Below are 26835 nucleotides of genomic sequence, written 5' to 3'. Positions count from 1 at the left end.
GATTCTTTTTGCTGTTGATAATGAGAACATCATTCTTTCAAAGAAGATACTACTCTTGAATGGTTTTCTGAAGAAATCCACAAAAGACTATAGTAAACAAGTAAAGATTGCAGAACGGATATTAAAAGACTTTGAGTTATGAGAAAGTTAGATGAAAATAAGTTAGCTAAGTTGCATACAGCGGGTGAGCTACTGGACAATAAATATGGAGAGGTGGGTACTGACTCTCGTACTGCTTTCCATGAGAAGTCAATAGCGTGGTATTATGGTGAGATATTGCGTGACCGCCGGAAAGAACTAAAGATAACCCAGCAAGAGTTAGCCGAAAAGGTTGGTACAGCAAGAAGTTATATTGCTCGTGTAGAAAAAGGAGAGACTGATATACAGATTTCGAGTTTCTTTCGTATTGCTCGTGCTTTGGGAATTGAGTTTACTCCTACATTTTTATGACTATTAATAAACGATTTAAACAGAATATTTGTTTTACAATTGTTTTACAATAGCGGAACTAAGAATATTCTAATTAATTGGAAATAAAGAGATTATCTTGGTGGTTTAAAATCCGCCAGGAACCTCTAAATAAACAAAATGCCCTGAGTAGAAATACTCGGGGCATTTGTTGTTTATTGACCTTCAGTAATTTAGCTCCCCTGCCATTTGGATGGAAAATCGTGCAAGTGTAGACCGCATGTAGCCCGAGCTTTCTAAAACGATACGATTGTAGCACATGAAAAATATTAATTTTAGTTTTTTTCCTATCAATAATTATAGAATTCACCAGTTGTTATTATTTTCCCATATTACTTTTGTTACAAACCCAAAAAATACGCCATGAAAAAGGTTCTATTTATCCTATTTGCAGTTCAGTTTGTTTTAGCTCCCCATATAACGAAGAGCTATAGTGTTAATTTTATCGAGGATAGTTACGAATATTCGATAGTCAATCAAGAAAAGAAGACAGTCAAAAAAGACATTTTAGGCAATACGATTATTGAAGATGATAATGGTAATAAGATTACAATCAAAAAAGATATATTCGGAAATTCTACTATCGAAGACTATTAGGTAGATATTATTTTTCATTCTGTTTTTCCTTTCGGAAGAAAGTATCCATGAACCCTAATTATTCATGGATACCATTCCGTTCGCATGGCTGAATATTCCTTTATTAATCAGCAATTGTATGGTCTGTTCCGTTACCATATCTAGATTGTTTCCTTTCCTGCTAAAACCAAGAAGTTGGGAAGTCAACCGTTTCAGGTCTTCTATTGGCATGGATATCTGTTGCTCTATGGCATAACGGGCGGCACTCATAACTTCTAGGATTGGAATATCCAGAATATCGCGTTTAGAATTGATGCGGTAAAAGTCGCACTCTTTAGCCTTCTCTTTATTCTCCCAGTAAATTATGGTATCTCCCGATAGGGGGTCTTTATATGCATCTTCAAGAAGGCTGTCTATAAATACCTGTAAACGGGTGGTAACCCTTGTTAGATTCCAAATTCGTAATATTCTTTTATATAGCAGAGTATTTGTTATGGGTTGTTCAATCTTGACTATTTGTTGAAGTTGTTTTTTAACCTGATAGGAGGAAGCCATTACGGTATCGATATCTGTACTGTAGCCTATATCGGGCAAGTCAGCAAATATATATTCTCTTTCTCGATTGTTCACTAACTCTACAACAGGTTCATTCTCTATACTGAATGTTTTCAGAACATTATTCTCTGTCGGAAGAAGAGGCTGTTTTTCTACTTTTGTGTTTTTTAAATCTTCCAGCTTTTTGATGATGCGCTCCACGACGTTCTCCTTATGTTCAAACCAGTCGACGGACCATACACGCATTACATTCCAGTGGAGCATCTGCAAAACATTCGGTTGTACTATTTCACGGTCCCTTGTAGTCTTGGTTTCATAATAGTTTCTGCCGTCACACAATATCCCTAGAATATATGTATCCGGTTGCAATGGATTGACAATCGCTAAATCCACCTTAAAGTTTGACCGCCCTACCAGAGTATCCACTTTATAACCGCGCTGAGTAAGTTCCTGTGCAATTAAAGTAATAAGATTACTTTGTTGCAGGTTTTGTAGCTGGATGGCCGGAACAGGTGAGGTGCCGCGTTCTGCAAATTCAAGAAACCTCTTTAAGCCTTCCACACCTTTGGACTTTGTACGTTTCAAATCTATTTGTTCGGAGCGTAAGGTTGAGAAGATAATCATTTCATAACGTGCACGCGATACGGCTACATTCAGACGACGCTCGCCACCTTGATTATTCAATGGTCCGAAATTCATAGATACATTACCATTCCTGTCCGGGCCGTATCCTATAGAGAAAAGAATAATATCCCGTTCATCACCTTGCACATTTTCCAGATTCTTGATGAAAATAGGTTCATTACTTTGGAAAGCTTTTTCTTCCAATTCAGGATATTTGTTCAGCTCCTCAATGAGCATATCTTCTATCAGATTTTGCTGTACCTGGCTGAAAGATACAACGCCTATGCTTTTTTCAGGAACTTCAGGTGTACGTAGCCGGTTTAGTATTTCTTTCACAATGGCTTCAGCTTCGGCATGATTGCTGCGTGTACGTCCTTTATCATATGTACCATCTACCTGAACTAAACGTACTTTTGAAACTCTGTCATCCACAGAAGGAAAAGTATATAGCTTGCCATTGTAATACTGAGAATTACTGAAAGCAATCAGACTTTCGTGTTTGCTCCGATAGTGCCAAGTCAGATAACGGGATGGAATGGATAATGAGATGCAATCATCCAGAATGCTCTCCATATCGTCAAATTCAGCTTCTTCCTCGTCTACTTGTGAAGAGGAGAAGAAACTTGTCGGAGGCATTTGCTTGGGATCACCTACTACGACTAATGCGTTGCCGCGGGCTATTGCACCGACTGCCTCGCTGGTAGGCATCTGTGATGCTTCGTCGAAAATAACAAGATCGAACTTCTCTGCATCCAGATCGATATACTGAGCCACTGATATCGGACTCATCAACATGCATGGACATAGCTTGGGCAACAGAGTTGGTATCTGGTCTATAATTCTCCGGATAGATGTGCCGCGTCCTCCATTTGAAATGTTCCTTTTGAGAATTCCTATTTCGGAACTGGAGGCGGCTTCCATTGTCAGTGATGGTATTTTGGCTGCTAATCTACAGTATAGTTCTTTTTTACTCAACTCCTGAAAATCGATAGTCAGTTGTTTGTATTTGCTGATCATTTCCTCAAATAGCAACCCGTTGAAAAGGCGTAAAGTTTCGTCCGCATCAACGGTTTTTAGAGCTAATTGGTGATAAACGCCTTTCATATACGCATTAGAAGCTTCCGATCCGCTTTTATGCTTATCTGTTATATAGTTGATAACTACGGTTAAATGCAGAGATTCCAATTCTCTCTTACGGATGCACCATTGTCCCCAATCTTTAATCTTATTGAAGTGAGTTAACCAGGTATTCAGTAGAACCGGTAGTTTCACTTCAAGATTATTATCCGGCAGTTGTATGTAGCATAAACTTTTTATTTCATTGAGAACCGTATTCAATTCATTGGATGTATCGATTAATTGCCTGAATGTATTTTCATTAGACTGCTGGAATGTGTTCCAGTCAGTACTGATTTTATTTGCAAATTGATTCAGAACTTCTGCAAATGGCTGTTGAACGATTGCTGCATATTTCGATAAAGTGTTGTAAATCATCGGAAGATTCTTAAGTATAGAATCAATATCATCCCATTTCTCTTTATTCTTTCTTCCTAAGAAGCCGAAAGAAGATGATAATTCGGAAGATTGTTCTTGAATGATCTTATTATTCTTTTGATAAGCATTGAGCTTTTCTAACAGGCTTGGTATTTGTGCTACCTGCAAACTCATATTGTAAAGTCTGAGCTTTTTCAGATAAGAACGTTTGGCAAAGAATTTAGGTAAGAACCATTTCAATTCGATAGCTTTCCATTCTTGTTGGAGGGCAAATGCATTTTCTTCTAGAATTTGAGGTGCGTAGTCTTTGCCTAGTTCGGTTTGTAACTGATTTCGTTTACGACCGGACAGGACAACATCTTTCCATTCCTCTATCAAGTTGGTATTACCACCCATTTCCAATAACGTTTTATTCAGATATGGGATGGATAGAAGCTGGGTACATATCTTGCCTATCCAGTTGATCCCATCCCAATTATCAGGTATCGAGATTCCCAGACTATTTGAAAGCAACTTTCTGTTAGCGGTAATCGAGGTGAATAAATTAATAAAGCGCCTGATGCCGGCTTGTAATTTTTGAGAGCTTTCTATGGAAGTGTCGTATGGTTCCAGCCCTTTTAATGGATGGTCTTGTGGATGCCCTGTTATCTGAAAAACTGTATCCAGTTCCTGGATATTTTCGCAAAAGTCTGTCAGTTGATTTTTGGTGATAGAGGGAAACAGAGAAAAGTCGATAGACAATTCATCTCCCTGTATCGATAAGTAGTTTGTAATGCAATCATAAAGAGAAAAGCCGGAAGCATGGGGATGATGCAACGCTTCCATATAATCGATTAATTTCTTTCTACGTTCGAATAATTGCTTTGAAGTACTTTCAAAATCGGCTGGAGACTGAATGTGAATGACTTCTATAGCCTTCTGAAGCTGAGCCAGAAAATGAGATTTAGTGACCTTATTAGAATGTAGTTCCAGACAGAACGGATCTAATCCTATCTTAGTCAGACGGTTTTGTACAACAGAAAGTGCCGCCATTTTTTCTGCTACAAACAGCACACGTTTTCCTTTGTACAGGGCATTGGCTATCATATTGGTAATGGTCTGTGATTTACCAGTTCCCGGAGGTCCATGCAATATGAAGCTCTTTCCTTCTCCTGATTCAATAACGGCTTCCAGCTGTGAAGAATCGACATCGACAGGAATGGCAAAATGGAGAGGTTCAAGATTTTTGTCTATTTCTCTGGCGTCAATTTCCGGAGTCGTATCCTGCCATTGAATACGATTTTCCATTAGACTGGCTATAATGGCGTTCTTTTTCAATTTGTCTGCATTGGTATGAATATCATTCCACATGACAAACTTGTTGAATGAGAATAACCCCAACATGGATTCTTCCACTACATCCCAACCTTTCATATTACGAATGCAGGTACGAATCGTTGCGAATATCTTTTTCACGTCTACGCCACTATCATCTTTTGGCAACGGATTCAACCCAGAAAGATTAACACTGAACTGTTGTTTCAATAGTTCGACGAGCGTTATGTTCAATATAATTTCTTCGTCTCTGGTGCGGATGATATATCCGCTTGAGCCTCCACGGCGCACAATGTCTACCGGTAACAGTAAAATAGGAGCAAAGCGTGGTTTTACACTCTTAGGAGACTCGTACCATTTCAGGATTCCTAAAACGAGGAACAGTGAATTGGCACCATTTTCTTCGATGGCAGTTCGCGATGTACGGTATACAAATTTGAGTGAGTTCTGAAGTTCGCTTTCGGTCAGATAAGAACGAAGTTTTTTGTTTCTCAGCTCGCTGATTACTAATTCTTCCAAATTTTCTTTCCATAAAGAAGAGTCATAGAGCCCTGTCTCACCCGGTTCTATTTTACTTTTAGTAGGGCTGGATAATATCTGGTAGTTTTCTCCGGCTTGCAGATGATCTTCCAGATGATCAATCTCGAAAGATATGAATGGTATAACTCTTCTGCCAAGCCGGATGTTGATCAGATTATTGCGTAAAGAAAAGTCCAGTAGTTTTCTTTCCCAAATAATCTGCTTGGTTATTTCATCCTTGCTGTCCTCCAGTTTTATTTCATACCGGTCCAGCTGGTGTATTCTTCGGGTTACATTCTCATGCTCTATTCCGCTGTTTTCTATTTGCCATTCACCGTTATGGTTTATGCGTTGTGGCAATGGACGGATTTTATCCAGTCTGCACCTATATACATCGATAAACAGCTCGAATCTGTTTTCTTCTTTAAGTTCTCTCTGAGCCATTGTAGCGGCTTCTTCAAATGAAATATTTTGTGAAGATGCCAGTGCGGTTGTCTCTACTAATACAATGTCGCTGATACCATTTGCACTTCCTTTGAGTAGAAAGGAGGCATCATCGCCTACGGTTTGATGATAAATATCTTCTGTAAGCCATGCACCTACCAATATATGTCCTTTCAATAAGACTAAAAGAGGATGAATGCCATTTGCTTCCAGACAGGAAGCATAGAGTAAAGTCAGGTCTATGCATGTACCCAGCTTACTGGTGAGTACATTATCTACTAGGCGGACACGCTGCCCCGAAGCTTCAAAGCTGGCCGGAACCGTAGAATATATTAAAGACTCAGACCGTAGAGCTTCATAAATAGCAGCTACCTGCGCACGCACCCGGTTGGGGTCTTGTGTCTGATACTCGTCTAAGGCAGAGTTTCCGGTCCACTTTTCGAGGAATTGTGAGGCTTTTACACTAATTCTTGAAAGTATAGGGTGATTGGGAGTCACAAATGTCGCTAAGAGTTCGGGCATGATCCTGGAACCAGTCCACTGATCGTATGTCATCAGTTTGATGGGAAATGTTTGCTGATGGGCTATCTCACCGGAAATCGTAATAGTCAGATGAAAATTAGTTTCGATACCTTCTGTGAGTTCGATTAGTTTTTCACTTTCAGGTGATATCTCCAGGTTGTTGATTTGTATGTTTTGTCCAGGTGGGATTATCTCAAGAATGCTTTCTGAGTATTTAAAAAGTTCTCCCTCTATGGATACTTTGATGTTATTCCAGTCGACTTCATCACTATTCATGAGTTCGCAGAAATTGCATGAAGGCACATGATTGTGTATCATTGCATAATTAATACATGGTAGGTATTCCAGATGGACTGTTCCATTGAAGGTGCCTGTAATTGTGTTGTCGTTTCCCATTGCTGTTATAGAATTTAACTGATAAAAGGGGGGATCCCATACTATCATTCCCGGATTCAAAGTTATAAATATAATGCTAATAATCTATACTTTATTTATAATTTAGTGAGATATTTGTCGCTTATTTAGTTCAAAAAGGATTTACCCTATTGTCCATCGTGCTGATTTTTGTGATATTTGTAACGCCTTAGAACAAAAATCACTGTTGAATTGTTTAATAACTGATAAATTTTATATCTTTATGTATATTACTCTCATTATTTTATTCCTATCTGCGATATTCTTTATGAGTGGCAAAGTGCGTTCGGATTTAGTTGCGCTTTGTGCTCTGGTGTTACTAATTATATTCGGTATTCTGACCCCGGAAGAAGCATTGACAGGCTTCTCTAACTCCGTTGTCATAATGATGATAGGATTGTTCGTTGTGGGCGGTGCTATCTTTCAGACGGGATTGGCAAAGATGATAAGTAGTCGTATCCTGAAGTTGGCAGGTGACAGTGAGTTGAAACTTTTCGTTCTTATTGTATTGGTGACTGCCTTTATCGGTGCTTTTGTCAGCAATACCGGAACAGTAGCTTTGATGCTTCCCATTGTAGTCAGTATGGCTATGGGGACACAGATTAATGTTAGTCGCCTGTTGATGCCGCTTGCGTTTGCCAGTAGTATGGGAGGTATGATGACGCTTATCGGTACACCGCCGAACCTTGTAATTCAAGAAGCATTGACCTCTGCAGGATATACACCTCTTACATTTTTTTCGTTTACTCCTGTAGGATTGGTTTGTGTGGCTGTCGGATTGATAATCTTAATTCCATTGAGTAAAATTTTCCTGACTAAGAAAGGTGACAAAGACCGTAAGGGTAAAAAGAACAAATCGCTGAAAGAACTGGCGGGAGAGTACCAACTATTTCAGAATTTGTGTCGGGTGCAGGTAGAAAGTAAATCGCCTTTAACTGGAAAGACCATACAGGAATTAAGTATTCCACAACGCTATAATGTAGGTATAATGGAAGTTCGGCGTCAGTCATCCTCTTCTCGTCGTCACTTTTTTAAGACGATGAGCCAGGAAATGGCTGCTGCTGATACAGTTATTCAAGAGAATGATATTCTGTATGTATTGGGTGATTTTACGAATGTAGAACATTTTGCCGAAGAAAATACATTAAAGTTGTTGGATACCCATGCAGCGGAAGGTACGGTAGAAACAAAAAGTGAAGAACTGGAATTTACAGAAATCGGTATTGCTGAAATTGTATTGATGCCTGCCTCCAATCTGGTAAATAAGCCGGTAAAAGATTCAGGTTTCAGGGAAAAATATGGTGTGAATATCTTGGGTATCCAACGCAAGCGCCAGTATATCCTGAAAAATCTGAAAGATGAAAAGATGCATTCGGGAGATGTGCTGTTAGTGCAGGGAACATGGGAGAATATAGCGCGTTTGAGTGAAGATCCCTCCGATTGGGTAGTACTTGGACAACCGCTTGCTGAGGCTGCTAAAGTAACATTGAATCATAAAGCACCTGTTGCTGCCATAATCATGTTGGGAATGGTGGTAATGATGATGTTCGACTTCATCCCTATTGCTCCGGTAACGGCAGTAATGATTGCAGGTCTGCTGATGGTGCTCACCGGCTGCTTCCGGAATGTAGAAGCAGCATATAAAACCATTAATTGGGAAAGTATCGTATTGATTGCCGCAATGATGCCCATGTCACTGGCATTGGAAAAGACCGGAGCCTCCAATTTGGTATCTCAATCATTAGTCAACGGATTAGGTAGTTACGGACCTTATATATTGTTGGCGGGTATCTATTTCACCACTTCGCTGATGACTATGTTTATTAGTAATACGGCTACGGCGGTACTTTTGGCTCCGATTGCCCTCCAGGCCGCCATACAGTTGGATTTGAGTCCATATCCATTCTTGTTTGCCGTAACCGTGGCAGCCAGCATGTGTTTTGCTTCTCCGTTTTCTACTCCGCCCAACGCGTTGGTGATGCCTGCGGGACGTTATACATTCATGGATTATGTTAAAGTTGGTTTGCCTTTACAGATAATTATGGGAATTGTGATGATCTTTGTGCTTCCGTTATTGTTCCCGTTTTAAGAATAACTTAAAAGTATAAGATTGATGAAAGTAGTAAAGAGTTTGATGTTTATCCTGTTTGTCCTTTGTGGTTTATCGGGCAAAGCGCAGGAAGTAGCTGCCGATAGCACCGGTTACATTGTAAGAGTAGGGGAGATGGCTCCCAACTTTACCATTACCCTGACAGATGGTAAGAAAGTTACCCTTTCCGAACTCCGTGGAAAAGTAGTGATGTTACAATTCACTGCCAGTTGGTGTGGCGTATGCCGCAAAGAAATGCCTTTTATAGAAAAGGATATCTGGTTGAAACACAAAGATAATTCTGCATTTGTCCTTATCGGCATAGACCGTGATGAACCATTGGACAAAGTGATTGCATTCGGTAAGTCGACTGGTGTTACTTATCCTTTGGGATTGGACCCCGGTGCAGATATTTTTGCCAAATATGCGCTTCGCAATGCCGGAATTACCCGCAATGTACTGATTGATAAAGACGGACGCATCGTAATGCTGACCCGCCTGTACAATGAGAAGGAATTTGCTGCATTAACGAAGAAGATTGATGAAATGTTGGCAAAGAAATAACAAACAGAAAGTCCGGGTTGACCTTATTTTAAGGTCAACTTGGCTAAATAATCGTAGTGTTTTCCTTCTTTTACCAACTCCGCTTGAAAACCATTTTCGGCTGCATAAAGACTGAGTGTCTGGAAATCAATGTAAAGCCAGTCGAATGCCTCTCCCAAGATATCCTTATATTGCATCTGGAAGTCTACTTCTCCATAATAGTCACCTGCCAGGTCAATTACAAAACTTCCGTCTTCTTCCTCAAACAGATAGCGCAGATCACTGGAATCCATAAAGATACATCCACCGGGTTGTAGCAATTGCTTCATCCTTTTGAAGAAGGCAGGCAGATTTTCCAGTTTGCCGATGATTCCCGAACCGTTCATCAACATTAATATCGTTTCGTATGTCTCACAGAAATGCTCATCGAACAGATTGAGCAATGTGGCATGCCGTACACCGCGTTGTTGCATAACTTCTACTGAAAGCGGCGAAATATCAATGGCATGTACCTCTTTGCCTGCTTCCTGTAGGGCAAGACTATGACAACCGCTTCCGGCTCCCACATCCAGAATCTTTCCCGCAGCCAGTTGCAGGGCAGTACGTTCTAGAAGAGGCATCTGCTTTTCCGTGCGAAAGAGTTCCTTTACCGGAATTTCATCCTCATCGAATTGTGAGGAGAAAACCCGTAGCTGTTCGGCCTTGTGTCGTTTGTTATAGTCGTAAATAGCAGCCCCCATCGGGTCTTTATCAGCAGTAAGCAGCGTAGTGTTCATTCTATTCAATCTTTAAAAGTTGTCCGCAAAGATAATAAAAATGCAGGCTATTGGTAGAAAAAAACTATCTTTGTGTCGGCTTATAAATATATATAGTAATAGAAACCGAATATGAGTATAGAAGATGCAATAATGGGCGGTATTGTCTTTAAAGGAAAAAAAGACAAGCCCAAGGAAGATGGAAAGGTAAAGACTAAAGCCAAGAAGAAATCGTATATTACCGGGAAACATGGTTCCGGTGCTGCCAAGATGAAGGCGGATATACGGAAGAAAAGGGCGAATCGTCATAAATAGAAAGTGATAAGGTGATAGGGTGATAAAGTGATAAGATGATAGGGGAATGTATGCTCATCACTTTATCACCCTATCACCTTATCACCCTATCATTTTATACTCTATTTTGCTGGAAGTACTTCTATCCAGTAATCGTCCGGATCATGGATGAAGTATAATCCCATAGCTGTATTTTCAAAGCATACCCAACCCATTTCTTTATGGTATTGGTGAATAGCCTCATAATCACCGGCAACACGGAAGCATAAATGGCTTTCGTTCTCTCCAAGTTCATAAGCTTGAGGATGATCTTTCAGACAAGTCAGTTCCAGAAGGAAACCTGTACTGTTGTCTGTCAGGTAAACCAGCGTGAAAGAGCCGTTCGAGGCTTCTTTGCGGTGATGTTCTTTCAATCCCAATGCTTTTTCATAGAAAGCAATACTACGTTCCAGATCGGTGACGTTGATATTAAAATGATCGAATTTAGCTTTTATTTCCACGTAATTAAGTAATTAGTTATTATTTTACGAATGCCTTTAGAATTTCGCCTACATACATGCGTGGCTGACCTTCCATAGGAGCCTGTGAAGGCATCTTCTTACATTCCAGAACAACTGAAGGTTCTGTCTGGTTTGCCGGATAGAAGCGAACGGTGTAAGTTTCAGCAGCTTCCATCTGTTCGTAAGGTTGATCAGGTGAAAGGAAACTGAAGATAACAGGCTTACCTGAGGATTTGCCCAATGACCCACCTGCATTAGCTGTCATCATGGTCATATTGAAAGCATCTGTACCAATTACAAGTACTAATTTGCCTGCACCCATTTGGATAGCATTTGTCGGCAGTTGATCCGGAGTTACTTCTTTATAGCCGGGCATTGTACCAGAAGCAACAGGAGTGGCCGGAGTAAGCGGAGTAGCAGGTACAACGGTTGCTTTGGCTGTTTCAGCCGGGGTTTTCACTTCCACTTCAGCTTTAGGAGTAATCACTATCGGACCTGAGCTAACAGCACTCTTTTCCTCTTTCTTAGCTTCCGGTTGTTCTGTTTCGGCTGCTTTCTTGGCAGTACTTGCACTAAGAGCTTCTGCTGCTCCAAGAGCGAGGTCATCTACAAAGTTGACTGTTTTTCTGCGCCATTTGGCAAGTCCGCGCACCAATTTGGTTTGAGCCTTATTCAGTGCATATTTGTCTACGATCCATTCCTCTGCTGTATACTTCTCTTTTCCTTCACGGTAATTGAAACGAATCTTTTCAACTTCCATTGTACACTTCTCGGGTGCACAAACCACGGACAGTTGGTAGAGTATCTTTGTACGGTCCAGTGAGAGTGCACTTGAACTGAATACAATCCATTCTTCTCCCGTACCTACTATTTGCCCTTCTTCCGGGTTCGTATAGACTACGCGGCTGTTATTCTCATTCTTTTTCAGCCGTGCTTCCATCCATTTCTGCATGCGGTTGAAGATCTCTTCCTGAGACATGCCGGGAATACTGAATTCTTTGGTAAATACAACTTTTCCATCTACTTCGGGTACTGCGCCCGCTAGGTACTTGCTGTCGTCATCGTCTTTGTCCTTGTCTTTTTGAGCATGTACTGCAACAGGCAGGCAAATACATAAGAGTACAAAAAGGAGGTGTGTCAAATTTTTCATAATGCGTATGTTTTATTGATTAATATCAAAACTTTCACCCCGGTGGGTTATGGACAAGAAACGGCAACCTTTGCTTTCGGCAAACTCCCGGAAAGCATTTCCGCCTTTGTATTCCTCGCTGAAGTGCATAGGTACAAAGATAGTAGTTTTTATCCGTTCCACGAATTGTTCCGCACCTCTCATATAATCTTTTCCGATGCGGTTGTCCACTGGAAACATGGCTACATCTACCGATGGGGCGGTTTGCTGAAGGCATTTCACTTCGGCAAGGAAGTCACCTTCCGCTTTCCGGATTTCCTGCGGAGTGGATTCTTCGCTCCAATGCCAGTTATTCAAGTCTCCGGCATGGAAGAGCCGGACACCTTGCAGGTCAATGAGAAAAGAGATACCTACATCCGTGGAACCGAATGCTTCGATACGGATATTCGGGTCTTCGTACACATCCCCTTTATTTATATAGGTGGCATCCTCGCGCGTGGCACGACGATGTTTCAGGATGTCCTTGGAGAAGATATAGTGAATATCCGGGCGCTCGGCTTTCCATAAAAGAACTTCGCGATTAAAGTGGTCAGGGTGAAAATGAGAAGAGATCACATATAGTTCTCCGGGTCTTCCCAACAGATAGTCATGAACGATACCTTTATTATATTCCGTTTCAGAGGAATCTTTGTAGTAATCGATAATGACCGTCACTCTGTCCGCTTCAATCGCGAAGCCGCTATGGTAAATGTAATCAAGTTTCATGCACGGGTTAATTTATAGTGCAATATTACGAAAAACGCTACACAAACCTTTGGTTTTTGCTGTTATTTTTATCTAAAAGACTTACATTGGCACTTCCATCAGCAGAATGTGCGAGTCTTTCAGGGTTTCCAGCTCAAAGCTGTGGGTATCGTATACGCCCATGCCGTCACGGCGTGAAAGTACGGTATCATCCACCTTCACCTCACCTTCAATCACGAAGATATACACACCTGCGTGAGATTGGTGCATGTGATAGCCGATCTTCTTTCCTGCCTCTATCTCTCCGATGGAGAACCATGTTTGTTGCAACATCTTGGCAGGGGCATCGCCATCCGGCGAAACGATCAGTGCCAGTTCATTCTTCCGCAAGAACGGACGGATGTTGTAATCCTGATAGGCGGGCGGTGTATTCAACTTCTCCGGCATTACCCAGATTTGCAGGAATTCTACCGGTTCGGTATCGCTGCCGTTCATTTCACTGTGATAAATACCGGTACCGGCACTCATGGTTTGTATGTCTCCTATGGTGATGGTGCGGCTGTTTTTATTACTGTCACCATGTTTCAGCTTTCCTTTCAGGGGGATGGAGATAATTTCCATGTTTTTATGCGGGTGGGTACCGAAGCCTTTACCAGCTTCCACACGGTCGTCGTTCAATACGCGCAATGCACCGAAATTCATGCGGCGGGGATTGTAATATGTATCGAAACTGAATGTATGGTGGCTGTCGAGCCAATCATATAGAGCACGTCCACGGCTTTCCGCTTTGTCTATTACTTTTTTCATAATTTATTCCTTTCTTTAAATGTTTGATATACATAAATAACAAACTGACTATGAAAATGTTTGTAGTCGAATGTTAGCATTTATTTATTGAATATCTTTATTGTTAATTCTGAATTTTTACTTCATTCTCCGATACCTTTCCACTTTTGAAGTCTTTGATGTTCTGCAGGGTGGTGGTGGCAATGTTCTCCAGTGCTTCGCGGGTGAAGAAGGCTTGGTGCGAAGTTACAATCACGTTGTTGAAAGAGAGCAGGCGTGCCAGTACATCATCATCAATGATGCGGTCGGACTGATCTTCATAGAAATATTCGCTTTCTTCTTCGTATACATCCAGTCCGGCGGAGCCGATTTTCTTGTTCTTCAGTCCTTCTATCAATGCATTGGTATGTATCAGTTGTCCGCGTCCGGTATTGATAATCATTACGCCGTCTTTCATCTTGCTGATGGAGTAGTCGTTAATGAGGTATTTGGTTTGTTCCGTAAGCGGACAGTGCAGAGAAATGATGTCCGAACTATGATAGAGTTCATCGAGTGTGGTATATACCACCTGGTGTTCGCGGGCAAAGTTATAGTCAGGATATAGGTCATATGCCAGTATGTTCATGCCGAAACCTCGCAAAATCATAATCAGTTTCTTGGCAATCTTTCCGGTACCGATAATGCCGGCTGTCTTTCCATACATGTCAAAGCCGAGCAATCCGTGGAGAGAGAAATTACCGTCACGGGTACGCCAGGTAGCACGGGGTATTTTCCGGTTCAGCGATAGCATAAGGGCAACGGTGTATTCTGCTACGGCATACGGAGAGTAGGCAGGTACGCGTACTACTGTTATGCCACATTCTGCGGCAGCTTTCAGGTCTACATTATTATATCCGGCACAACGCAGTGCCAATAGTTTAACACCATTATCAGCCATCATGCGAAGCACTTCCGCATCTGCGGTGTCGTTTACAAATATACAGACAGCGTCTACACCTTGTGTCAGTATCACGTTGTGTTTGTTCAGATGACCTTTATAATAACGAAGTTCAAAACCATACTCTTTGTTCTTGTCATTGAATGAAGCTTCGTCATAGGGCTTACTGCCGAAAAAAGCAATTGTATATGCCATAGTTTATGGAGTTTTTAGAATGTTCTTGATTACTTAAAAATAACATGTGTACGGCTGATAAAGTTCAAAAAGAAAGATGCTTTACGGATCTTATCCGTTGAATAGCCTTTTCTAACGTCGGAATATGACTTATACCTGTTGGCGGAATTAATTCATTCCGCTAACGGGTAACTTATATTCCCTTTGAGTATAACTCATCTATAGTGTCTTTGGGAGACAGTATATCATCAATGCCAATGATTCCTATCATCAATGCCATTGATTCCTATCATCATTGGCATTGATGGTATACCCGGTTACTGACTCATCTCTATTATCTTCCGGACTGAAGGTAGATGCATCCTAAAGAAAGGAGAATTATCCCTGAATATACCCGTGAGTAGAGCAGACAAGTGGTTAAGCGTACGCTCAGTCCATCCGATTTGTCAATGGGTGAATACAGATGAAACGGCAGAATGATTATTATTTTTTTAGGTTCGTTTCATTAGAAACAGTTTTTGTTTTCAATTAATTGTAGAAGCAATCTGATCTTTTTGCACAAAATACTTTCTGATGTGCAATATTGTTGTAACTTTGCGCCCGATAACAATTAAAAAAGATTTAGATGAGAAAATTTTCGTTGATTAGCTTTATGATGCTAATCGTTTCAACTTCAACTTTTGCAGGAGGTCTTCTTACGAATACAAATCAGCATGCAGCTTTTCTTCGTATGCTATCTCGCGGTGCTACCACTGAAATAGACGGTGCGTTGTCCAACCCCGCAGGTTTAGCCTTTTTGCCGAATGACGGTTTTCATATGTCTTTGAGTATTCAGAGTGCTTTCCAAACAAGGAATATCGATGCTTCGTGCGAAGGTCTGGGGCTGAATAAGTATTATGAGGGTAAGGCATCTGCGCCTGTCATCCCCAGTTTGTTTGCTGCTTATAAGATGGGTGACTGGACGATCTCCGGCTTTTTCGGTATTACCGGTGGCGGAGGAAAGGCTTCGTTTGACGACGGTCTTCCTATGTTCGATGCTATGGTGATAGGCGGATTGGGAGCCCAAAAAATTCCAAGCAATGCCTATTCGCTGAAAAGCTACATGGATGGCAAGCAGTACATCTATTCTGTACAGTTGGGTTTGACTTATAAGATAACGGAATGGCTTTCTGCTTTTGCGGGTGGTCGGATGAACTACTTTACGGGTGGTTACCAAGGTGCATTGAAAGCCAGTGCTGCCGTAGATTTGCCTTCTCCTGCCGGAGGAACGATACCTGTTGGTACGGAGCTTATCGGCATAGACTTGGATTGTGACCAGACCGGATGGGGATTTACTCCGGTTATCGGCTTGGATGCCAAGTGGGGCAAGCTGAACATTGGTGCAAAGTATGAGTTCATGACTAACCTGAACATTGAAAATTCCACTAAAGCGAACTCGCTTCGCATGATTGGTGCCGCTGAAACTGAATTGGCGGATTACAAGCATGGTGTGAATACTCCGAATGATATCCCTTCCATGCTTTCTATAGCTGCTTCATATGAGTTTCTTCCGGTATTGCGTGCATCTGTAGAATACCACTTCTTTGATGATAAAAGTGCAGGAATGGCTGGTGGCAAGCAGGAGTTTCTGACAAAGGGAACAAACGAATATCTGGCCGGTATTGAGTGGGATGTAACCAAACATCTGACTTTGAGTTGTGGAGGTCAGATCACAGACTATGGATTGTCTGACAATTACCAGAGCGACACCAGTTTCTCTTGTGATTCTTATACTCTGGGTTTTGGTGCCAAGTTGAATTTAACTGAAAGAGCTGCCCTGAACGTTGGGTACATGTGGACTACTTATGATGATTATACTAAAAAATCTCAGAACTATAATAATACCGGATTGAGTGGTACAAATATCTACAGCCGTACAAACAAGGTGTTTGGCGCTAGTATCAACTACAGATTCTGATTTCATAATTACTTTATATATAGCAGAAGCCGTCTCGAAACATTGTTTTGAGGCGGCTTCTTTGATTTATGTATCTGATTTAGAAAGAATATTGCACCAACAAATTCATCCGGTTTGCATGGTGAGTTGAATTATTGAAATCTGTACGCCAACCGCGAAGGTATTCAGCACCTACCTGCATATTCGGAGTAACATTCCAGAATACATTGGCTACGAGATACTGTCCGTAGCGGTAGCTGCTTGGTTGATCGTTGGGATAACCGTTCTCCGAATACAATCTGGACATACTGTAAGTAGTGGATACAAACACTTTCGGGCAGATGTTATACTGTGCCCCGGCAAACCAGCCCAGCATAGGCAATGCCTGCATCTTACCTTCTTTTTCGGGATTGGGAACGATGTCCACATTCAGATTGCTTATGTCATTCAGATACTGTCCGATACCTTTTCCATAAGTAGCCTGCCCGAAGATTTCCCATTTCTTACTGAGATTGAATGAGGTAGATGCCTGTATACCCCATCCGGTAACGTCGGATGCATGATCGCTGAGCGTACTGGTGTATGTCATGCTGCGAACGAGGCCACCTACACGAAGATGACTGTTGGCTCCCCAACCATATTGGGCGTAAGCGGTGAAGTCCGGCATACGTTGTTGGGCTACGCTGAGTTGATCGTTTGTAGTACCATCTACACTGGGCACCTCTATGGATGCATGGAAACGCCAGTTCTTCAGGCCTTTGTAAGTGTAAGCCAGTTGAGTGGCGCGATAGAAAGTAGCACCGTTAGGGCCTTGGAAGTCAATAGTGGAAGGTAATGCAGCCAAATCCATGAAACTACCGTAGGTATAACCTACTGTCACATTGCGGAACGACATATATGCGTTTCGCAGCTGGAATACTTTGTCCCCACCACGGAAGTTACCGGCAGTGTACACTACGAAATCACCCAGCAGCTTAGTATGTCCTACCAGTTTCAGGAAGATGGTGGAAGTGCTTGCATCCATCTGGAACTGGTTCTTTACTTTACTGGCATTCGGAATGTAGGCCGGGATGAAATCCATATTATCTACAATGCCGCCAAAGTCATACTCGGCAGTGGCACGCACATATCCTCCGATACCAAGGGCGAATTTTCCTTTTTTATCCATCAACAGGAAGCGGGGTGCCTGTGGATCGTGGATGTACCTGAACTGTGATTCGTTCATGATACGGATGATCTCGTCGCCTGCTTTGTCGATGGTAACCATGACGATGCCATTAGATGCTTCGTCGTCAATAATCACTTTTTCTTGTGCTTTAGCCACAGACGGAACAAGGCCGATGGTGCACAACAGAAACATTACTTTAAAGATTGTCTTCATTATTAAGTTAGGTTTTGGTGAATGCCCATTGAACAACCTAAATGAAAAAAGGTTGAGTAGAAGAATGACGGATATGTTATTTTTTGATTGATTTGTAGCGGAGGTTCTCCGTTTCTTTACCGAAATAGGCTTTTTGCAATTCATGGGCATCATACGTCTCGGCTGTATTGTAAAGTTCTGGTATATTATAAGACTTGAACGTATTCAGATAAACTTCCGGATTTTCTTGTGGAAGAAGAAACGCTTTACTTACGCTTCCATCTTGGGATACATGGGCAAAGTAAGGACGCCCATATACCCGGTCGTCTCGTTTGGAGGCGAAAGCTATCCATTGGGAATTACTGCTCCAGGAATGATAGGAATCAGAGTACCGTCCGTTTGTTTCTTTCATTTTATCAATCTTTCCGGTAGAAAGCTCCAGCATCCAAAGGTCTGTTTCCGGATGCCAGATGGGGAAAGTACCATAATCGGATACGGAGAACAGCAGGTATTTGCCGTCCGGTGAGCATTTGGGAAAACTTACGGATTTCCCTTCGGATGAAGCTCGGAAGACTTCGTGAATACTATCACCCAATTGTCCGGTTTGAGGATTAAAGGAGATGGAGTAGAGGTCATAGCGCATATGACGGGTACTGTCCGGCTGAGGGATATAGGGTGCCCGGCAGAAATAGATAGTATGGTTATTAGCAGAGAAACAAGGGAAGGTTTCCTGATATTCCGTTCCGCTGATACCGGGGTTATCGGTAACCGTTCCCTGTTCAAAATCTATCAGGATAAGATCACTACATTTATCGAAAACTTCCAGACGTTCGGTGCGATAGCTGTGCAGAATAGGGATAATTTCGGCTGTGGTGAATATGCCGAAACGCCCGTCCTGGGAAATCTCTCCATAGACAGCACCGGCTGTATGATCTGTTTTAGTATTGATTTTCCGTAATTGCCCGTCACGACTATAAATTGTACCTCCCTTACTGCCACGCATATGCATAAATGTAGTGGGATTGGCTGCACGGTTGGATGTATGGCAATTGATACAGCTATGATCTGTAATATTGTTATCGGCCAGAAGGCGGGTATCGAAATTCTCAAGGTTACGTTCGCAAACTTGCAGCATGTTCCATATCTCATAAGCCGGCTCTATCAGGCGGTAGCTGAGATATCGGTCTATGCTGTCGGGTGAGATGTACCAGTAGAAATCTTTGTAATGTATCTTTTGTTGCGAGATATGGGCATAGACAGACACAGACAGTGTATCCCCTTTTTCATCCGCAAGCATCTTTTTCCATTTCTTTATGGGGAACTGGAGCCTGTAGGACTGGCTGTCGAATTGATACTCTTTCTTTCCCTGGATAATAACGGAGAGGTTTGCCGCACCTTCCAGTTGGAAGTTCAGCGGAGCGATGTTGCAGGGTACGGTGATATCTGTATAGTCAGGAAACAGGAGCGGCTGTTCGGGACAGTCGGTGTAAGCCTGAAGTAAACGTTTTCCACAGGAGAAAAGCGTCAGGGTTGCAATGAACAGGATGATAGCTCTTTTCATGGTTTCAGTTGTGCATAATAGTAATAGAACCAATATGTTTTTCCGAATAACTTTTCCAAAGCCCGCCCGTCTCCTTTGGCATCTTCGTATATGGAGAGGTATTGCAGACAGTCTTTGTAAACTTTAGCAGAGATGCGATAATGCTTCAGTTGTTCCTGCGGGTTTTCTTTCTCATTCATACATGCTATCAATGCTTCTTGATAGAGACGGGATGGAAACGAACCGAATGCCGGATAATAGTAACGGTCATAATCCTTCTTGAAAAGCTGCAGATCTTTATTCAATAGGTGGAAGCATAAGAGGTAGTCGGCAGCCATTTTGTTTTGAGGATTGCTTTCGATTAAATTAGCCAGTGAAGTACGCCATTGATTGGCGGAGAACAACGTATCTTGTTGTGGAAGCATCCGACGTTTATGAATCCAGTAAGGGATGGAATCACATTGGCCGGATTTAATAAGTTCCAATCGCTCCTTTGCCCAGCTCCGGTGCAAGGAAGTATGGGACAACATGCGTAGATACTTTTGGGCAACTGAATAATCTTCGTTGATAATGGCAATTTCCGCCAGTTTCCGTACCATGCGTGAAGAACGCTGATGCGGGGTAAATGTCATAGCAAGCATGGCAGAGTGCTGGGCTTGTGCCATGTCACCGCATTCCATGAGGGCATCGGGACTTGCCATGGCGTATATATAGCCTGTTGATTCGTTGATTTGTAGTAGAAGCCCATGGAAAGCTGGCTGATAATGTAGCATTAATTCATCGCAGAGCTTGTCTTGGCGGGCATAAGCGAGATTTGTATAGTAGGCACTGAGATAGGTCGGGTAGGAGTTATCCTTGTTGAGCCGGATTACCTTATCCCAGTGTCCGAAGTAGGCTTCGGATGAAAAGGCGAGTGTTTTTTCTTCGGAGGCGTTGTGTGCCTTGGTTATGGTAATTGTACCCAGGGTAAGGATTGTAAATAGTGCAATCCATTGCTTACACTGCCGGGAAATAAAAACCGGCAGGAGGGAGAGTAGCAGAAAAACTTCTGTCAGGAGGAATACAAAAGGCTGACGCAGCATGTATCCGCTTATCAATGGATAGAAGTATGATTGGCGGGGAGTTAAAAAATAGAAATAACTACCTCCGATAGGTATGAGGAGGGAGATGAGTAGCAGAAAGAAGGATAACTTGTAATTGTTGAAGTGCTTGCACTCATAAATTGTGGCTAAAATGACATATGCAAAGAAGTGTGCCCCTACGGCGCAATAGAGGATGGTAAGCATAACTACGTGGAGTATTCCCCTCGTATGTGTTGATGTGCTCAATGTTGACAGTGAGAATGCCCAGACGCTGCACATTAGTCCAAGTGACATGGAAAGGGGATATTCTAAATGGCAGGATAACGCCCATTCGGCAACTATGGGCAGTAATGCCCAGAGGGATACATGGCTGGTGATGCCGGTTTTACGTAATGCTATCCGGAGTCCCAGCCAGGTGAACACAAAAGTGAGGGTTAATATACTGCTTCCACCACCTGTCCACAGGAAAAACTGAGTAAGATAATCGCCACAGATTTCGGTCAGGAATGCCGGTTTCTGTAAGTACGTTTGTAGAAAGTCCGGTTGGAGTACGCATAGTGTTATCTGTTCTTTATAATGCAGATGATATGGATAGAAGTAAAAGAAGAATATCCAGCAGGCTATAAAGAATAGGTAGACAAAGATACTGTTTATTTGTTTTCTCATGGTTCGGGTTTCCATTTTTCTATTCCAAGTCTTTTTAAATCATTGGCTTGCTGTTCATTGAACATGTGCTCAAGCGTCATGAATAAGTATCCTCCTAACGGATTCAGATTCTGTTTAATGAAACAGAACGTAGAGTCACCAAAACTTTCGTAGATGCTATCCCTTTGTTTCTTCAGGATTGCTGTAATGGTACTGTCTTTCTTATTTTTATTGATTTTCTGCGATAGTAAGGCTGCTTTTTCACCGGCAGATTCCATTTGTTCTTTCCAGTGTTGCAGTTGGTTATTGAGTGGAGTGCCGATACCGGAACTATTCATACCCATGTTGGCATGCAGCGTTCCTTCTTCTGCCACAACGAGCAGACGTTGTATAGGTGCATTTGCCCGCCTGCTGATAACAATATCGTAAATAGCGGAATCTGCCGGAATGGAAAAGGAGAAAGTTCCGTTTACAATATAGGCAGAATCTACTGTTTCCGGAGTGGGATGGGGGCGTGGAACCAAATATATGATTTGCCCGTTGTATTCCGAAGATACCACTCCTTCGATATTCATCAGTTTCTTTGCTATCGGCTGACAACTGCTGATGCAAAATAGTAAGATAAGATAAAAGAAATGTTTATTCATATCGGCTTGTCTTTTCTGTTATCTTTAGAAAAAGGAGGCTGCTCCATTTATATATTTTTTCACTCATGAATGAAGATCGCAAAATCATCCGGTGGGTGGAACAACCTCCTGTATCCGTGTTAAGTTAGAGTATTATAAGTTTGCTTTGGCCCATGCTGTAATCAGTTTGTTTTCATTGGAGTTCCAAGCTTCCTTATAAAGGTCGCGTACCACATCGAGCCACTTAATGCTGCGGGTCTCTTTAGAATCACTTGTTCCTACATCAACGGCGCCGCCGTATGCTTTATAATCTTCACGCAGGGTACCACAAATACGAGCATAGGTCCCGGTATATGTGTTCAGGTCATTGTTGGTTACCTTAACATCGTAGTTGAGTTGATCGTCCGTGCAACTGTAATTTCCCGGATGGGCAGGATTTTCGGTAGCCCACTTGGAACGGTCTGCTGCATACACGGTGACTCCGTCCTTGAAGAGATAAGGATAATATCCTGAGTTGTCCATGTCTTCATATACAATGCCGCATACTGGGAACTGAGCTCCCGATTGCAATTGTATATGCTTCAATACAGCTGCCATCGCATCCGTATCGGTGTCACCTTTTGCTTTCCATACGGCAGTTGCAATCCAGGTTGCAAGTTTTTCGGCTGTAGGATTGAGCATGTATACCTTGCCTTTTTTCTGAACGCCGGTTTGCACGTCCTTGCCGGTTGAATATTCGTAAAGCCTAACCGGGTATCCTTCATAATTAGGATAGGTGGTCGTTTCCTCTATCAGTGTTCCCGCCATGTATTGACCGGTGCTGATTATCTTGTCGCAACTGGTGACGAGTGCTTTGTAACCATCCGAATTGTTTATGAAGTCATGTAATTGGGCGTCTTTGTCTTCCTGCATTACGGCATTCCAGAGTGCATTGCGTAGTGTTCCCTGGTTATCATCACCATCGTAATCCCAGAACATCATACCTTTCATGCCTAATCCTAAAAGCCATGTACCTTTTGCGGCAATGCTTCGGGGATTGTCATAACCACAATAGAATACTCCGTTCTTGGTAACGTACGGAACGCTGCCCTCTTCATCCCAATTATCAATGACATAGCCTTCGCCTGCGCTTAAGTCGACAATGTCTCTGTAATTGATAGAACCACCGGAGTTGAAATGTGCTCTTCCATAGAATGGAATACCCAGGACTAATTTATTGGCAGGTACACCGGCACTCAGATATTCGTTGACTGAACGCTGGCAATCCCAAGTAGCACTTGGTTTGTTCAATGGTGATTGATGGCCGGGGGCACCTACTAAGTCGTACGTCATAATGTTGACGAAGTCCACATAGGGGTCTACAGCTTTCACATCGATATACTTCCATCCTGCTCCTTGCGGTTGCTTGTTCTTGCAATATCCGGCGTAGGTCAGTAAAGTGGAACTTGATAGTGTTTCGCGTAAATCTTTCATTAACAGAGTAAAATTCTCTACGTCAACCAACGGGTCGTAGGCGTTACTGCCGAAAGTCATGCCGGGAAATTCCCAGTCGATATCAATGCCGTCTATGCCTTCCTGCTGAACGAACTTTTTGCAATCTTGTGCGAACTGTTTACGCATCTCGGGACTTTTTGCCAGGGCGGAGAAACCACCGTCTTGGGAATTACCGGTATTAGAGACACTATTTGTAAAAGAGAGTAATATCTTTAAATTGCTATTTCTTTCTTTTAACTTCTTCACTTGATTGAAACGTTCCTTGTCACCTTGCAAGTCAAACTTCTGATAGACATTGTTCTTAACATAAAGTTCGGCGAAAGCATAATTGATATGCGTCATGTAAGTGGGGTCAGGAAGCATTTTGCCATAGTAGGTCACATAACCTAATGCGACGCGTCCGTTAACTCTCTCTGCCATGTTGTTCACTTCCGGAGGTCCGAAACTGGGTACACCTGTGATGTAGTCGTCATCGTGACAGGAACTCAGTCCTAATATAATAGCTATTACAATAAATATAATCTTTTTCATAAGGCATTATTCTTTGGATTCATAATATACATACCAACCATAGTCGTCCCAGTCGCCCCCACCTGTGTATTTTTGTGGGTGATACAGGGTGATATATTCATCAGTCAGTGTAAGTATCCAGAAAACATTGTCTTTTCCTTTGCTCTGACCTAGGTCATCATAATTGCTGCCGATAACAGGAATATTGGTAGTCAGTCTGCCCTGAACCAAGTCTTCCGGTTGGTCACGGTCGAATCCGAAAGTTCCTTCATTCATCAGATTGCCGCTCTTGTCATAAGTCTTCACTTTGGTTCCCTGAATTTCGAATACTATCTTCTGATCTCCTGCCTGTGCAAGGTTTACTGATCCCCACCATGCAAAATTAGATTCCGGAGTATATCCTGAACTGGTATATTTCCATCCACCGTGTGCTCCCATGTTGCAGACTGATCCCCATTTTACTTCGCGGAATCCCCATGCTTTGGTTGCATCGGCATCAGCTTTGTCTTTGGCTCCGGTAAATAGCCCCATCCATTCGTCAAACACATTGGTGACTGTCACGGTAAAGATATCACTGGTTACAATTTTACCATTAGAAATAGCTTCATAATATATCTCATAAGTTCCGTTGGCACCATATATGATCGTATCATTATCGCTACCGGTAATCTTTGTGCCGACTCCATAGTGCCAGATACCTCCCAATTCAGGACGGTTGTTTTTGAGTACTACATATTGATCTCCTTCTACAGCGTCATCCTGGTTGGGAATAGGCTGGGTAACGGATAATATGTTGTTCAGTTCTTCCTTGCTGATAGGGTCTCCGGCATTAGTAATGTATTTATCGCGTAAGGATTCATCTTCCATAGGGTCGCAGGCTGTGACTATAGCCATTGCCGCGAATAATAATAGTATTGCTTTTAATGTTTTCATATCATTGAGATTTTAAATGGCATTACATTTTTGTCCAATCACTGAATTGTGCATCAGGTCCCCAACCCGGATTTTGCTCGAGTACACCATTGGAACGGTCTATTTCTATTTGAGGTATAGGCCAGTAACCCTGGGTTTGCTGTAGACGTTTTTTATAATCGTACTTGACCATAGGCGTAAGAGCAGCGGCATTGATAACTTCAAAGCCTGTCTGGCGGTTTAGTGCATTTCCTGCCTCTTCCAGACTTGGGCCAGACCAGCGGAGCAGATCCCACCAACGGATGGATTCGAAAGCAAACTCCCAACGGCGTTCCTGTTTAAGTGCATCCAATGTGTATGAGATAGGGGCTAAGTGGGAACGTTGGCGTACTCTGTTCAAACCGGTTGCATCTCCTTTTAGTTCGGAATGCATCAGCAGTACATCGGCAAAGCGGATGTGGATAAGATCGGTAATATTCAGTAACTGCGGGGAAGTCTGGCTGGATATGCCCGGATGTAATGTTTTACCGAAAGCTTCAAGTACTCCGTTGCTATTATATGCATTGATATTGATGTATTTCTTGTTGAAATATCCGGTCTGCTCGTAATAGCGGTAAGAAACGGTATATGCGGGTTCCGAATCATCTAAACGGAAGTCTGCCAAAACATTTCCTTCATTGTTGGGGTCCATAGCCTTGTACGACCAAATAGAACCGGATATACGCGGGTCTTCAGTGTATCCATCCAAGAATGTTTGTTGTTTAGACCACTCTTTCCAGTCCTGAACCATACTGGGAGATACCGGGCCTGCACCCCAACCAAAGTTGAATGGATAACTTTCCTCTTTCCAGTCGGCATCGTCACCGGAAGGGGAGTAGAACATTGCACATGTATTGGCAAACCATGTGTAGGTCCATGTGGAGGTCAGGTTGTGCTTGTTGGCAAAGAGTGTTTCGATAGAAGAATTGCCATCCCAAGCGAGTTTATGCTTCACTGCGTATGCGTATTGCTTCTTGGAACTGGTACTGTTAGTGGCAGAGTTTGTATAACCCCATAGATTGCGTTGATCGGAAATTAGGTTGTGTCCGGAATGATCTATGCAGTCTTCCAACCAACTGATAACTTGTTCTTTTGTGATTTCGCCTTCGGGAGTCAGAGGTAAAGTCTTCTTGTCATAACGTCCGGTATAGAATAGAAATACTCGCGCTGCAAGTGCTTCGGCTGCATACTTGGTAGCATGACCTGCCATGGCATTCCCGGCCGGATATATCTGGTTAGGCATCATTTCAATTGCATTCTTTATATCAGAAGCAATCAAGGCATATACTTCATCAACGGACGCCCGCGGGAGGTTTACAGCTTCAATCGTGGTACGAAGGGGAACGCCGCCGAATATCTTTACTAATTCATAGTAGGTCCATGCCCGGAGGAAATAAGCTTCGCCGAAGTGACGTAAACGTTCAGATTCACTTGACCAGCTTTTTACGTTATCGAGCGTGTTAATCGTATTGTTGGCACGATTTATGAGTTGATAACAACGGTCCCAGATACCAAGTCTACTGTTCAGGCTTCCTTGATAAAGCAAGAAGTTTGTGGCGCAATTGCCGGAATAAGAGAGGTTGCCGCCTAAGCAATCATCACTGGCCAATTGGGCTGTATAGTATTCTGAAGATGTTTCAGGATCTTCAAACAATAACTTGGCATAGATAGACGTCAACATTTGGTTGGCATCTTTCTCCGTTTCCGGAAAGTTCTCTGTTGTTTTATCTGTAAGTAACTCAGTGTCAAGGAAACTTTCACATGACGTGAGTATGAAAAGTGCAGATAGTATATATATTAGTTTTTTCAT

The 26835-nt window shown here is 42.4% G+C and carries 19 protein-coding genes and 1 pseudogene; 6 read left to right on the top strand and 14 right to left on the bottom strand.

The genetic code is table 11. From position 1 onward, the window contains the following. Window positions 1-138: 138 nt before the first annotated feature. A complete protein-coding gene (locus BWI44_RS12755; protein WP_077153632.1) occupies window positions 139-450 on the top strand; it encodes a helix-turn-helix domain-containing protein in 312 nt (103 codons plus the stop codon). A 381-nt stretch (window positions 451-831) separates the two neighbouring features. Further along, window positions 832-1059 (top strand): annotated as a pseudogene (locus BWI44_RS12750) (hypothetical protein); the annotation flags it as partial. A gap of 60 nt (window positions 1060-1119) precedes the next feature. On the opposite strand, the gene proA reads toward BWI44_RS12750, so the two are convergent. After that, complete coding sequence (gene proA, locus BWI44_RS12745) at window positions 1120-6912, bottom strand: anti-phage protein ProA (protein ID WP_229036187.1); 5793 nt, start codon at window positions 6910-6912, stop codon at window positions 1120-1122. Between the two features lie 241 nt (window positions 6913-7153). Between proA and BWI44_RS12740 the strand changes: the two genes are divergently transcribed. Beyond that, window positions 7154-9019 (top strand): SLC13 family permease, encoded by a 1866-nt coding sequence (locus BWI44_RS12740; RefSeq protein ID WP_195209331.1) that lies wholly within the window; start codon window positions 7154-7156, stop codon window positions 9017-9019. Between the two features lie 24 nt (window positions 9020-9043). Beyond that, window positions 9044-9583 (top strand): TlpA family protein disulfide reductase, encoded by a 540-nt coding sequence (locus BWI44_RS12735; RefSeq protein ID WP_138291631.1) that lies wholly within the window; start codon window positions 9044-9046, stop codon window positions 9581-9583. Between the two features lie 23 nt (window positions 9584-9606). On the opposite strand, the gene BWI44_RS12730 is transcribed toward BWI44_RS12735, so the two are convergent. Continuing rightward, the gene (locus BWI44_RS12730) at window positions 9607-10338 is read right to left on the bottom strand and encodes a class I SAM-dependent methyltransferase (RefSeq protein ID WP_044534191.1); all 732 of its coding nucleotides are present in this window, start codon (window positions 10336-10338) and stop codon (window positions 9607-9609) included. Between the two features lie 111 nt (window positions 10339-10449). Between BWI44_RS12730 and BWI44_RS12725 the strand changes: the two genes are divergently transcribed. Continuing rightward, window positions 10450-10632, top strand: a complete 183-nt coding sequence (locus BWI44_RS12725; RefSeq protein WP_044155084.1) for a hypothetical protein — start codon at window positions 10450-10452, stop codon at window positions 10630-10632. 101 nt (window positions 10633-10733) lie between these two features. Here BWI44_RS12725 and BWI44_RS12720 read toward each other — a convergent pair whose 3' ends face one another. The 5 genes from BWI44_RS12720 to BWI44_RS12700 form a co-directional block, all read right to left on the bottom strand. Continuing rightward, window positions 10734-11111, bottom strand: coding sequence for a VOC family protein (locus BWI44_RS12720; protein WP_117694197.1), 378 nt, complete (start codon window positions 11109-11111; stop codon window positions 10734-10736). Between the two features lie 19 nt (window positions 11112-11130). After that, on the bottom strand, window positions 11131-12261 hold the full coding sequence (locus BWI44_RS12715) for a DUF4468 domain-containing protein (RefSeq protein ID WP_195209330.1): 1131 nt from the start codon (window positions 12259-12261) through the stop codon (window positions 11131-11133). Between the two features lie 12 nt (window positions 12262-12273). Beyond that, a complete protein-coding gene (locus tag BWI44_RS12710) occupies window positions 12274-13005 on the bottom strand; it encodes an MBL fold metallo-hydrolase (protein ID WP_138291630.1) in 732 nt (243 codons plus the stop codon). 81 nt (window positions 13006-13086) lie between these two features. Beyond that, a complete protein-coding gene (locus BWI44_RS12705) occupies window positions 13087-13791 on the bottom strand; it encodes a pirin family protein (protein WP_138291629.1) in 705 nt (234 codons plus the stop codon). Window positions 13792-13894: 103 nt separating this feature from the next. Beyond that, entirely contained in the window at window positions 13895-14902 is a 1008-nt protein-coding gene (locus tag BWI44_RS12700; protein ID WP_117692591.1) for a 2-hydroxyacid dehydrogenase, read from the bottom strand. A 604-nt stretch (window positions 14903-15506) separates the two neighbouring features. On the opposite strand from BWI44_RS12700, the gene BWI44_RS12695 reads away from it, so the two are divergent. Continuing rightward, window positions 15507-16838: an OmpP1/FadL family transporter gene (locus BWI44_RS12695; RefSeq protein WP_007665204.1), complete on the top strand. Its 1332-nt coding sequence runs from the start codon at window positions 15507-15509 to the stop codon at window positions 16836-16838. Between the two features lie 79 nt (window positions 16839-16917). Here the strand turns inward: BWI44_RS12695 and BWI44_RS12690 are convergent, their stop codons facing one another. From BWI44_RS12690 to BWI44_RS12660, 7 genes are all read right to left on the bottom strand, one after another. Then, window positions 16918-18198 (bottom strand): DcaP family trimeric outer membrane transporter, encoded by a 1281-nt coding sequence (locus tag BWI44_RS12690; RefSeq protein ID WP_286814349.1) that lies wholly within the window; start codon window positions 18196-18198, stop codon window positions 16918-16920. Window positions 18199-18274: 76 nt separating this feature from the next. Continuing rightward, window positions 18275-19738 (bottom strand): TolB family protein, encoded by a 1464-nt coding sequence (locus BWI44_RS12685; protein ID WP_195209328.1) that lies wholly within the window; start codon window positions 19736-19738, stop codon window positions 18275-18277. Then, window positions 19735-21465 carry a DUF6057 family protein gene (locus BWI44_RS12680; protein ID WP_195209327.1) on the bottom strand — a complete coding sequence of 577 codons (1731 nt, stop codon included), beginning with the start codon at window positions 21463-21465 and terminating at the stop codon, window positions 19735-19737. Before BWI44_RS12680 ends, BWI44_RS12685 begins: the two co-directional genes overlap by 4 nt. Continuing rightward, window positions 21462-22091, bottom strand: coding sequence for a DUF4369 domain-containing protein (locus tag BWI44_RS12675; protein ID WP_007665200.1), 630 nt, complete (start codon window positions 22089-22091; stop codon window positions 21462-21464). Before BWI44_RS12675 ends, BWI44_RS12680 begins: the two co-directional genes overlap by 4 nt. A gap of 132 nt (window positions 22092-22223) precedes the next feature. Further along, entirely contained in the window at window positions 22224-24095 is a 1872-nt protein-coding gene (locus BWI44_RS12670; RefSeq protein ID WP_195209326.1) for a glycosyl hydrolase family 18 protein, read from the bottom strand. Between the two features lie 6 nt (window positions 24096-24101). Then, window positions 24102-25007 (bottom strand): hypothetical protein, encoded by a 906-nt coding sequence (locus BWI44_RS12665; RefSeq protein WP_021967188.1) that lies wholly within the window; start codon window positions 25005-25007, stop codon window positions 24102-24104. 22 nt (window positions 25008-25029) lie between these two features. Continuing rightward, the gene (locus BWI44_RS12660) at window positions 25030-26835 is read right to left on the bottom strand and encodes a RagB/SusD family nutrient uptake outer membrane protein (protein ID WP_007665195.1); all 1806 of its coding nucleotides are present in this window, start codon (window positions 26833-26835) and stop codon (window positions 25030-25032) included.

The organism is Bacteroides sp. Phil13 (assembly GCF_001940965.1).
In the GTDB taxonomy this organism is placed as follows: domain Bacteria; phylum Bacteroidota; class Bacteroidia; order Bacteroidales; family Bacteroidaceae; genus Bacteroides; species Bacteroides intestinalis.
Note: the sequence above shows the minus strand (reverse complement) of the source record. Positions and strands in the feature narration are given on the sequence as shown.